Annotated in this window: 8 protein-coding genes and 1 pseudogene; 6 read left to right on the top strand and 3 right to left on the bottom strand. The window is 71.2% G+C overall.

What is annotated here, in order from left to right; translation table 11 throughout:
* The first annotated feature begins 315 nt into the window (after positions 1-315).
* From ACLZN2_RS19700 to ACLZN2_RS19675, 6 genes and pseudogenes are all read left to right on the top strand, one after another.
* The gene (locus tag ACLZN2_RS19700; RefSeq protein ID WP_416979802.1) at positions 316-4008 is read left to right on the top strand and encodes a nitrate reductase subunit alpha; all 3693 of its coding nucleotides are present in this window, start codon (positions 316-318) and stop codon (positions 4006-4008) included.
* 1 nt (position 4009) lies between these two features.
* Positions 4010-5536 carry a nitrate reductase subunit beta gene (gene narH, locus ACLZN2_RS19695; protein ID WP_416979801.1) on the top strand — a complete coding sequence of 509 codons (1527 nt, stop codon included), beginning with the start codon at positions 4010-4012 and terminating at the stop codon, positions 5534-5536.
* The gene (gene narJ, locus ACLZN2_RS19690) at positions 5533-6351 is read left to right on the top strand and encodes a nitrate reductase molybdenum cofactor assembly chaperone (RefSeq protein ID WP_416979800.1); all 819 of its coding nucleotides are present in this window, start codon (positions 5533-5535) and stop codon (positions 6349-6351) included. The genes narH and narJ overlap by 4 nt, the downstream gene beginning before the upstream one ends.
* Entirely contained in the window at positions 6348-7115 is a 768-nt protein-coding gene (gene narI, locus ACLZN2_RS19685) for a respiratory nitrate reductase subunit gamma (protein ID WP_416979799.1), read from the top strand. Before narJ ends, narI begins: the two co-directional genes overlap by 4 nt.
* Positions 7112-7747 carry a vitamin K epoxide reductase family protein gene (locus ACLZN2_RS19680; protein ID WP_416979798.1) on the top strand — a complete coding sequence of 212 codons (636 nt, stop codon included), beginning with the start codon at positions 7112-7114 and terminating at the stop codon, positions 7745-7747. Before narI ends, ACLZN2_RS19680 begins: the two co-directional genes overlap by 4 nt.
* 38 nt (positions 7748-7785) lie before the next feature.
* Positions 7786-8028 (top strand): annotated as a pseudogene (locus ACLZN2_RS19675) (DUF6457 domain-containing protein); the annotation flags it as partial.
* Between the two features lie 207 nt (positions 8029-8235).
* On the opposite strand, the gene ACLZN2_RS19670 reads toward ACLZN2_RS19675, so the two are convergent.
* Genes ACLZN2_RS19670 through ACLZN2_RS19660 form a run of 3 tightly spaced genes read right to left on the bottom strand, consistent with a single transcriptional unit; the run spans position 8236 to position 11060 of the window.
* Complete coding sequence (locus ACLZN2_RS19670; protein ID WP_416979797.1) at positions 8236-8802, bottom strand: NifU family protein; 567 nt, start codon at positions 8800-8802, stop codon at positions 8236-8238.
* 6 nt (positions 8803-8808) lie between these two features.
* Complete coding sequence (feoB, locus tag ACLZN2_RS19665) at positions 8809-10758, bottom strand: ferrous iron transporter B (protein WP_416979796.1); 1950 nt, start codon at positions 10756-10758, stop codon at positions 8809-8811.
* A complete protein-coding gene (locus tag ACLZN2_RS19660) occupies positions 10755-11060 on the bottom strand; it encodes a FeoA family protein (protein ID WP_416979795.1) in 306 nt (101 codons plus the stop codon). The genes feoB and ACLZN2_RS19660 overlap by 4 nt, the downstream gene beginning before the upstream one ends.
* Positions 11061-11172 lie beyond the last annotated feature (112 nt).

Genomic DNA, 11172 nt, shown 5'->3' with positions numbered 1-11172 from the left:
GGGCGTCCGGCCGCGAGTCGCGGCCGGACGCTCGACCGAGCCGGGCGCCACGCGCCGTACGCGCTTCACCCGCGGCGGCCGGGGACGGGGAGTCGGCTGCCTGGCGGGCACGGAATGCGGTCGTACAGATGGGCATCTGCGGTTCGATCGATGTCCAGCTTGCAACGCCGGCCGCACCCGGCTCCCCGGCCGACCGGGTCCCATCCCGGGGCCGAAGGTCCCTGTCACGACCAGTCGGATGGGGTCAAAAGGTCGTCCGGCAGGGACCGCAGGCCCCAGGTGCTCCAGAGGTCGCGGCGCCTAGCGTTCCTGGCCATGGAGAACGATCAGAACGGACGGCGGCCGAAGTCGCCCGCCGGTGAGGGCTGGCCGCTGGCGGCCCGTCGGCTGCTCACGCGCAGAGAGGTGTCGGCCGACGGACGCGCGGTGTTCGGCACGGGCGATCCTCAGTGGGAGGGTTTCTACCGGGACCGGTGGGCGCACGACAAGGTGGTGCGCTCGACGCACGGCGTGAACTGCACCGGTTCCTGCTCGTGGATGGTGTACGTCAAGGACGGCATCATCACCTGGGAGCACCAGGCCACCGACTACCCCTCCGTCGGCACGGACTGTCCCGAGTACGAGCCGCGCGGCTGCCCGCGTGGCGCCTCGTTCTCCTGGTACACGTACTCCCCCAGCCGCGTCCGTTACCCCTATGTCCGGGGTGCCCTGCTGAAGATGTGGCGGGAGGCCCGGGGGCGCCTCGGCGACCCGGTCGCTGCCTGGGCCGAGATCACGGGTGACCCGGCGAAGGCGCGGGCGTACAAGCGGGCCCGCGGCAAGGGCGGCATGGTGCGCGCCGACTGGGACGAGGTGACCGAGCTGATCGCCGCCGCCCAGGTGCACACCGTCAAGACGTACGGCCCCGACCGGGTCGCGGGCTTCTCCCCCATCCCGGCGATGTCGATCGCGTCGTTCGCGGCCGGGGCCCGGTACCACTCGATGATCGGCGGCACGCTGCTGTCGTTCTACGACTGGTATGCGGACCTGCCCATCGCCTCGCCGCAGGTCTTCGGCGACCAGACCGACGTGCCGGAGGCCGCGGACTGGTGGAACGCGGGCTATCTGATCATGTGGGGCTCCAACATCCCCGTGACCCGCACGCCCGACGCGCACTTCCTGACCGAGACCCGCTACAACGGCACCAAGGTCGTCGCGGTCAGTCCCGACTACGCCGACAACGTCAAGCACGCCGACGAGTGGCTCGCCCCGCACCCGGGCACGGACGGCGCGCTGGCCATGGCCATGGGCCATGTGATCCTGCGCGAGTTCCTCGTCGATCGCGAAGTGCCGTACTTCCAGGACTACCTGCGCAAGTTCACCGACGCCCCGTTCCTGGTGGCCCTGCGCGAGCACGAGCGCGGTCTCGTCCCGGACGGGTTCCTGACCGCCGCCGACCTCGGACAGGACACGGAGCACGCCGAGTCCAAGACCGTCCTCGTCGACTCGGCGACCGGCGAACCGGTCGTGCCGAACGGCTCGCTCGGCTTCCGCTGGGCGAAGGAGCAGGGCCACTGGAACCTCGACCTCGGCGATGTCGTGCCCGAGCTGAGCCTGCTGGAGCGGGCAGAGGACAACGTCGAGATCGCGCTGCCCCGCTTCGACGAGGGCGCCACAGAGGGCGGCTCGGTCCTGGTGCGCGGTGTGCCGGTGCGCCGGATCGGCGGCCGTCTCGTCACCACCGTCTTCGACCTGATGCTCGCCCAGTACGGCGTCGAGCGTCCCGGTCTCCCGGGCAGCTGGCCGTCGTCGTACGAGGACGCGTCGGAGCCCTACACCCCGGCCTGGCAGGAGACGATCACCTCCGTGCCGGCCGAGCAGGCGGCCCGTATCGGCCGGGAGTTCGCCCGCAACGCCGAGCGCACCAACGGCCGGTCCATGATCGCGCTGGGTGCCGGAACCAACCACTGGTTCCACTCCGACACCATCTACCGGGCCTTCCTGGCGCTGATCACCATGACCGGCTGCCAGGGCGTCAACGGCGGTGGCTGGGCGCACTACGTCGGCCAGGAGAAGGTCCGCCCGGTCACGGGGCAGCAGCACCTGTCGTTCGCCTTCGACTGGCAGCGGCCCACCCGGCACATGGCGGGTACCTCCTACTGGTACATGAACTCCGACCAGTGGCGCTACGAGGCGTTCGGGCCCGACGAAATCGCTTCCCCGCTCGGGGAGGGACGGTTCCAGGGCAAGGGCTTCGCCGACTGTCTGGCGCAGGCCGTGCGACTGGGCTGGACGCCCGGTCACCCCGGCTTCAACCGCAACCCGCTCGACCTGGCGGACGAAGCCGCCCGGGCCGGCCGGCCGGTCGCCGAGCACATCGTCGACGAGCTGAAGTCGGGGCGGCTGCGGTTCGCCGTCGAGGATCCCGACGACCCGGCCAACTTCCCGCGCGTGCTGACGGTGTGGCGGGCCAACCTGCTCGGCTCCTCCGGCAAGGGAAACGAGTACTTCCTGCGCCACCTGCTGGGCACGGACGGGGCCGTCCGGTCGGAGGAGACCGCGCCCGAGGCCCGTCCGCAGGAAGTGGTGTGGCGGGACGAGGCGCCCGAGGGCAAGCTCGACCTGCTGGTCACGATCGACTTCCGGATGACCTCGACCGGCCTGTACGGCGACGTCGTCCTCCCGGCCGCCACCTGGTACGAGAAGGACGACCTGTCCAGCACGGACATGCACCCCTTCATGCACGCCTTCACCCCGGCCATCTCCCCGCCCTGGCAGGCGCGCACCGACTACGACGCCTTCCTGACCATCGCCGACCGGTTCAGCGAGCTGGCAGCCGACCACCTCGGCACCCGCACCGACGTCATCGCCGTGCCGCTGCTGCACGACACCCCGGACGAACTCGCCCAGCCGGGCGGCGTGGTACGGGACTGGAAAACGGGCGAGTGCGAACCGATTCCCGGGAAGACCATGCCGAAGCTGGCGGTCGTCGAGCGGGACTACACCGCGATCGCGCAGAAGATGCGCGCCGTGGGTCCGCTGCTCGACACCCTGGGCACCACCACCAAGGGTGTCACCGTCGTCCCTGACAAGGAGATCGACGAACTCCGGCGCCGCAACGGCACCGTCAGGGACGGAATCGCCGCCGGACGGCCCTCGCTCGCCACCGCGAGCCACATGTGCGAGGCGGTCCTCGCCCTGTCCGGCACCACCAACGGACGAGTGGCCGCCGAGGGCTTCCGGGCGCTCGAGAAGCAGACCGGCAGCGAGGGCCTCGTCGAACTCGCCGCCGAACGCGAGGCGGAGCGGATCACGTTCGCCGACACCCGCGTCCAGCCCCGCTCGGTGATGACGTCGTACGAGTGGTCGGGCTCGGAGACCGGCGGACGCCGTTACTCACCGTTCGTCATCAACGTCGAGCACAAGAAGCCCTGGCACACCCTCACCGGCCGCCAGCACTTCTTCGTCCAGCACGACTGGATGTCCGAGATCGGCGAGCAACTGCCCGTCTACCGGCCTCCGTTGAACTCGCCCCGCCACTACGGCGACGAGCATCTGAACGACGGCCGGGCCGAGGTCACGGTCCGCTATCTGACCCCGCACTCCAAGTGGTCCATCCACTCGAACTACCAGGACAACAAGTACATGCTCGATCTGTCCCGCGGTGGCCCCGTGATCTGGATGTCCACCCAGGACGCGGAGAAGATCGGCGCCAAGGACAACGACTGGATCGAGGCGTACAACCGCAACGGCGTCGTGGCCGTGCGGGCCGTGGTCACCCACCGTATGCCCGAGGGCACGGTGTACATGTACCACGCCCAGGACCGCAACGTGAACGTGCCGAAGACCGAGGTCACCGGCAAGCGCGGCGGTATGCACAACTCGCTGACGAAGCTGCTGCTCAAGCCCACCCATCTCGCGGGCGGCTACGCACAGTTCACGTACGCCTTCAACTACTACGGCCCGACCGGGAACCAACGCGACGAGATCACCGTCATCCGCCGTCGCTCTCAGGACGTGGAGTACTGACATGCGCGTGATGGCCCAGATCGCGATGGTCATGAATCTCGACAAGTGCATCGGCTGCCACACCTGCTCCGTGACCTGCAAGCAGACGTGGACCAACCGGACCGGTGTCGAGTACGCATGGTTCAACAACGTCGAGACCAAGCCCGGTATCGGCTACCCCCGCCGCTACGAGGACCAGGAGCAGTGGAAGGGCGGCTGGATGCTCGACAAGCGCGGGCGTCTCGTCCTGCGCTCGGGCGGCCGGGTCCGGCGGCTGCTGTCGCTGTTCTCCAACCCCGACCTGCCGTCCATCGAGGACTACTACGAGCCGGTCACCTACGACTACGACAACCTCCTCAACGCCCCGGCCGGGGACGACGTCCCGGTCGCCCGTCCCCGCTCGGTCCTCACCGGGAAGCCGACGGCGATCACCTGGGGCGCCAACTGGGAGGACGGCCTCGGCGGCGCCGCCGAACACGCGGGCGGCGACCCCAACCTGAGCGGTGAATGGGCGGAGAAGGTGAAGTTCGAGTTCGAACAGACCTTCCTCTTCCACCTCCCCCGCCTGTGCGAGCACTGCCTCAACCCGGCCTGTGTGTCGGCCTGTCCGTCCGGCGCGATGTACAAGCGGGTCGAGGACGGCATCGTTCTGGTGGACCAGGACAAGTGCCGGGGCTGGCGGATGTGCGTGACGGCGTGCCCGTACAAGAAGGTGTACGTCAACCACGCCACCGGCAAGGCCGAGAAGTGCACCTTCTGTTTCCCGCGCATCGAGGCCGGACAGCCCACCGTCTGCTCCGAGACGTGCGTCGGCCGGCTGCGCTACCTGGGGCTCGTGCTGTACGACGCCGACAGCGTCGGCGAGGCCGCGGCGACCCCGGACGAGAAGGACCTGCTGGACGCCCAGCGGAACGTCTTCCTGAACCCGCACGACCCCGAAGTCCGCGCGGCGGCAAGGGAGTCGGGCATCCCCGAGGACTGGCTGGACGCCGCCCGCCGCTCGCCGGTGTACGCGCTCATCTCCCAGTACAGGGTGGCGCTGCCGCTGCACCCGGAGTACCGCACCCTGCCGATGGTCTGGTACGTGCCCCCGCTGTCCCCGGTGCTGGACGCCGTCGACGCGGCGGGCGGAAACCAGGACGACCCCGACCACGTCTTCGCCGCCGTCACCCGGCTGCGCATCCCGCTGGAGTACCTGGCGGAGCTGTTCACCGCCGGGGACACCGACGTCGTCGCCGGTGTGCTGATGAAGCTCACCGCGCTGCGCTCGTACATGCGTGAACGCACCCTCGGCGAGGACGGTGACGAGGCCGCGCTGAAGGCCGTGGGGCTGACCCCGCGCGAGGCGGAGGACCTGCACCGGCTGCTCGCCGTCGCCAAGTACGCCGACCGGTACGTCGTCCCCGCCGCCCACAAGGAGGACGCCGCCGCGCTGACCGCCATGGAGAACCGCTGCCCGGTCGAGACGTCCGGCGACGCCGAGCCCCGCAAGATCATGCTCGGCATCCCCACCCTGCGCCGCAACACCACTGCCGGAGACCACCGATGAGCCCACTCCCCTCCCCCAGTGCTAAACGCCTGGGGGGACCCCCATCGATCCCCGCCCTCGTCCGCACCCGCGTCCGGGCCGCCGTACGCCGCCCGGCCCGGCTCACCCCCGAGGAGACGGCGGGCCGAGCGCTGACCCTGCGGCTCGTGTCGCTGCTCCTGCAGTATCCCGACTCCGAACTGACCTCCGCCCGGGCGGAGTTGACCACCGTGGTGGAGGCCCTGCCGGCCACGCCCGCGGCGGAGCACCTGGCCCGGTTCACCGACTGGTTCGCCGCACAGGACCCCGAGGCGCTGGAGCGGCACTACGTCGAGATGTTCGACCTGCGCCGCAAGAGCAGCCTCTACCTCACCTACTACCTGCACGGCGACACCCGCCGCCGGGGCATGGCCCTGCTCACCCTCAACCAGCGCTACCGGGCCGCCGGCTGGGACACCGACGGCGGGGAACTGCCCGACCACCTCCCGGTCGTGCTGGAGTTCGCCGCCCTGGCCGGCCCCGGCGGCGGCGAGGCACCGCTGCGCCAGCACCGGCGCGGGCTGGAGCTCATCCACCGGGCGCTGACCGACGCCGACTCGCCGTACCGGCACGTCCTGGCCGCGCTGCTCACCCTGCTGCCGCCGCCCACCGAGGCGGACCGGGCGGCGGTGGACCGGCTCGCCGCCGAGGGACCGCCCAACGAGGAGGTCGGACTCGACCCCTACGGGACCTACGGGGAAGGGGAGTTCGCTCCTCCGGGCACCTTCGTGCCGCCGATGGCCGCCCCGCCGACCCGTGTTCCGCCCACTCCGACGATCCGTGAAGGCCACCGATGAACGCCGCGTTCTCCCCCTTGGCCGCCGCCTCGGCGAGCGGTGCCGATCTGCTCCTGTGGGTCGCCGTCCCCTACATCTGCCTCGCCGTGTTCGCCGTCGGACACGTCTGGCGCTACCGGCAGGACCAGTTCGGCTGGACCTCCCGCACCACCCAGCTCCTCGAACACCGCTGGCTGCGCTGGGGCAGCCCGCTGTTCCACCTGGGCGCCTTCATGGTGATCGCCGGACATGTCATGGGGCTCGCCATTCCCGACTCGTGGACCGAGGCCGCGGGCATCTCCGAGCACGCGTACCACACCACGGCCGTCTGGGGCGGTTCCGTCGCGGGCGTCGCCATGGTCACCGGGCTCGGCATGCTGTGCGCCCGCCGGCTGCTGACGCGGACGATCCGGCTGGGCACCGACCGCAGCGACAAGCTGCTCTTCCCGCTGCTGTCCGCCACCGTTCTGCTCGGCATCACCGCCACCGCCGCGCACAACGTGTTCGGCCCCGGCTACGACTACCGCTCCACCATCTCCGTCTGGTTCCGCGGCCTCTTCGTCCTGCAGCCGCAGCCCGAGGCGATCGCCGGCGCACCGCTGCTGTTCCAGCTGCACGCCCTGACCGCCTGCCTGCTCTTCGCCGCCTGGCCGTTCACCCGACTGGTCCATGTGTGGAGCGCGCCGATCGGATACCTGGCCCGGCCGTACCTGGTCTACCGGCGGCGAGCCACGGCGGGCACGGACCGGACCCGGCCGGCCTCCGTCTCCCGGCGAGCCGCATGAGTCACGGACCGGCGCTCGCACCGGACGCCCCGCCCACCCCGCGCCCGCGTGCGGTGGGCGGGAGCCGTCGCACGGGCTGGGTGATGGTCCTCACCGGGGTCGTCGGCTGGCTGGCCTCCTTCCAGCTCACCGTGGACGACTGGCGGCTGCTGCGCGATCCCTCCTACCAGCCGCCCTGCAACATCAGCCCCGTCGTGAGCTGCGGCAGCGTCATGTCCAGCCCGCAGGGCAGCCTGTTCGGCTTCCCCAACATGCTGCTCGGACTGGGCGCCTTCGCCGCCGTGACCGCCCTGGGCGTCGCCGTGCTCTCCGGGGCGCGCCTGCACCGCCGGCTGTGGCTCGCGCTGGACGCCGGAGCGCTGGTGGGGGTGGTGTTCGCGCACTGGCTGATCGGACAGTCGCTCTACGAGCTCAACAAGCTCTGCCCCTACTGCGCCGTGGTCTGGATCGCCACCATCGCCCTGTTCTGGTACGTCACCGTGCACTGTCTGGAACAGGGCGTCATCCGCGTGCGCCGGGGCGTCCTGGAGGCGGTGCGGGACACGCACTGGATGCTGCTCGCCGCCTGGTACGGGGTGATCGCGCTCCTCGTCCTCACCCGCTTCTGGCCGTACTGGAGCAGCCTGCTCTGACCGGCCGCACGAACGAAGGAACCACGATCATGGACGATGTACTGAAGGACTGGACAGCCGCTCTCAAGGCCGAACTGGGCCTCGACTTCGAGGTCGACCGCGCCCTCCTCCTCGCTCTCGCGGGCGATGCCGCTCACGGCGTCGCCCGGCCCGCCGCTCCGCTGACGACCTTCCTGGTCGGGTACGCGGCGGGACAGGCGGGCGGCGGGCCTGACGCGGTGGCGGACGCGGCCCGGCGCGCCGGAGAACTGGCCGCCCGATGGGCCGCCGAGGCCATGTGACGAGCCACACCAGTCAAACGTGCTCACCCCCCGACGGGTAGAACACCGGTCGGGGGGTGAGCACGTGGCGCCGACGGCAGCTCGGGCGAAGTCCGCTGCGGTGCGGCAGCGCCCCAAAGGGGCGCGGGGAACTGCGCAAAGGGGCGCGGGGAACTGCGCGACCAGCCACGACGGACCCGCAGATGACACACTGGCCCCAGCGGAGCGCTAACCGTTGCGGACCCCCCGCAGCGCGGGATGGCGCCGCCGCAAGTGGCCCTCCAGGCGCTGGTGAAGCGTGAACCAGGAAGCGGGGCAGCCACCGCAGGCGCCGCCGAGGCGAACGGTGACGACGCCGTCGCGTACGTCGACGAGGTCGATGCTGCCGCCGTGGGAGCGGGCGAAGTCGCCCACCTCCCCGGCCAGGACCTCGCATGCCACGTCCTGAAGCAGCGCATCGTCACCGCGGTGGTCCGAGCCGGAGGCCGGGATCCATCCGGCGGGTTCGTCGAGGGCGGCGTGCAGCGCGCTGCGGACCCGGGCGCCCTCCTCCGGCCAGGCGCGCCCCGGGCCCAGCCGGGTGACGACGGCCGCGCCTTCCACCTCGATCCGCGCGAGGGTGCCGTCGGCCAGCAGGGCGGCCAACGGCGCGGGCACCTCGGCGAGCGCGCCCGTGCCGGTTGCGGTGAGGGTTCCGGTTCCGGTTCCGGTTCCGGTGAGGATTCCGGCAGGGATCACCCAGCGCAGCCGGTCGGGCCGGCCGGGGATCCGCTGGGGGTGCAGGGGAACCGTCACGGCGGCTCACCCGCCCAGCAGTACGGTGACCGACCGGGCCAGGTAGGCCATAAGCCAGGCCAGCGCGGTCAGATAGCCGAAGGCGATCGTCGGCCATCTCCAGGTGCCGGTCTCCCGGCGCAGGACCGCGACCGTGGCCATGCACTGCAGCGCGTACACGAAGTAGACCAGCAGCGCGGCGACGGTGGGCGCCGTGAACACCGGCTCTCCGGCATGCTCACCGTCGGAGTAGGTCATGGCCGCCAGCGCCCGCTCCGGCTGTTCGGGGTCCTCGGCGGCGGCGACCTGGCCGAGGGTGGCGACGAAGGTCTCCCGGGCGGCCTGGGCGGACAGGACGCCGACGTTGATGCGCCAGTCGAAGCCCAGCGGGTCGTAGACGGGGGCGACCAGACGTCCCAGGTCAGCGGCGTAGCCGTGGTCGACGGTGTAGGCGGACACGGCGACGGAGTCGGTGGGGTCGACGCCTGCCGCGCGCAGCTGCGCGTCCGTGTGCAGCGGCAGGTTCAGCAGCAGCCACAACAGGAGGCTGGTGGCGACGATGACGGTCGAGCACTTGCGCAGGAAGGCGCGCGCGGAGGACCACATCGCCACCAGCACCGCGCGCGGGGCGGGCAGCCGGTAGGGCGGCAGCTCCATGAAGAACGGCACCGGCCGGCCGCGGCGGTCGCCGAGCCTCTTGAACACCCAGGCGGCCAGCACCGCCGAGACCGCGCCCAGCAGGTACAGGCCGAACATGACGAGGCCCTGTGCGCCGAACGGGCCGACGTCGGCGGACGGTTCGACCAGCAGGCCGATGAGCAGCACGTAGACCGGCAGTCGCGCCGAGCAGGTCATCAGCGGGGCGGCCATCATGGTGGCCAGGCGGTCCTTGGCCGAGGGCAGCGTGCGGGTGGCCATGATGCCGGGGATCGCGCAGGCGAAGGACGACAGCAGCGCCACGAAGGCACGGCCCTCCAGGCCGAAGCGGGCCATCACCCGGTCCATCAGGAAGGCCGCCCGCGCCAGATAGCCGACCCCCTCCAGCAGTGCCAGGAGCAGGAACAGCAGCACGATCTGCGGGACGAACACCAGCACTCCGCCGACTCCGCCGATGAGGGCGTCCCCCAGCAGCCCGGACAGCCACGGACTGCCGACGTGGGCGTCCACCTGGCCCGACAGCCACGCGAACAGCGACTCCACCCCGTCCTGCAACGGAGCGGCCAGGGTGAAGACGGTCTGGAAGAACAGCACCATCACCGCGAGGAACACCGCCGTTCCCCACAGCGGATGCAGCAGTACCGCGTCCACGCGCTGCGTGATCCGGTGGCGCTCCGGGGGCCGGTAGGCGGCGAAGGCCAGGACCGATTCCACCCAGGCGTCCTGCTCGCCCGGCTCGGTGGGCGGTGCCACGACCGGGGCCGACCAGGTACGCCAGGAGGTGAGCTGCTCGCGCAGTCGCGCGATGCCGACCCCTCGGTGGCCGATCACCGGCAGCACCGGCACGCCGAGTGCCTGAGCGAGCGCGTCGACGTCCAACCTGCCCTGACGGAGGGCCAGTTCGTCGGTGAAAGTGACGACCGCACAGGTCGGCAGCCCACGGGTCAGGACCTGGGCGACGAGACCGAGGGAGCGGCGCAGTGTGGTGGCGTCCACCACGACCAGCAGCGCGTCGGGCCGGTCGGTCCCCTCGAAGCGCCCGTCGAGCACGTCGACGGTGATCTGCTCGTCCGGGCTGATCGGCTCCAGGCTGTAGGTGCCCGGCAGGTCCTCGACCAGGTGACGGTGATGGCCCGTCCGTGCTGTTCCGACATGGCGGGACACGGTGACGCCGGGGTAGTTGCCGGTCTTGGCGCGCAGGCCCGTGAGGGCGTTGAAGACGCTGGTCTTGCCCGAGTTGGGGGCGCCGACCAGGGCGATCCGCTGCGCATCGGGCAGGGTCGCGGCCGTGCCCGGGGCCTCATGGCAGCCGGCGCTCACCGCTGCGCCCCGGTGACCCGCACGCACTCCGCCTGTGCCCGGCGCAGGCACACCTCGTAGTCCCTGACCCGGTAGAGAACCGGATCACGCAGGGGCGCCCGGCGTACCACCTCCACGACCGCGCCGGGGGTGAACCCGAGGTCGTGCAGCCTACGGGCGACAGCGGGCTCCCCGTCGGCGACGACCCCGATCACCGCGGCGCGGGCACCGGGTGCCAGGTTCGCCAAGGAGCGCGGCAGGGCATCGATGACGACGGTCCCCGGACCGCCTGCTTCCTCGAACGCCCCATCAGTGCCACTCATGTGTGTCTCCACCATGTCGCGCCGGGCACCATCAGCCCAGCAGAGATCATCAGCGAGACTTAAGTTAGCCTTACCTACCCATGGACGACCTGGGACATACGGCCCTCTGACC

It is taken from the genome of Streptomyces sp. T028, from assembly GCF_048159505.1.
Classification (GTDB): domain Bacteria; phylum Actinomycetota; class Actinomycetes; order Streptomycetales; family Streptomycetaceae; genus Streptomyces.
Note: the sequence above shows the minus strand (reverse complement) of the source record. Positions and strands in the feature narration are given on the sequence as shown.

Coding starts and splice junctions, on each gene's coding strand:
- ACLZN2_RS19660 (WP_416979795.1), bottom strand. CDS start 11,060: ATGAGTGGCACTGATGGGGCGTTCGAGGAAGCAGGCGGTCCGGGGACC.
- narI (WP_416979799.1), top strand. CDS start 6,348: ATGAACGCCGCGTTCTCCCCCTTGGCCGCCGCCTCGGCGAGCGGTGCC.
- ACLZN2_RS19700 (WP_416979802.1), top strand. CDS start 316: ATGGAGAACGATCAGAACGGACGGCGGCCGAAGTCGCCCGCCGGTGAG.
- narJ (WP_416979800.1), top strand. CDS start 5,533: ATGAGCCCACTCCCCTCCCCCAGTGCTAAACGCCTGGGGGGACCCCCA.
- narH (WP_416979801.1), top strand. CDS start 4,010: ATGCGCGTGATGGCCCAGATCGCGATGGTCATGAATCTCGACAAGTGC.
- ACLZN2_RS19680 (WP_416979798.1), top strand. CDS start 7,112: ATGAGTCACGGACCGGCGCTCGCACCGGACGCCCCGCCCACCCCGCGC.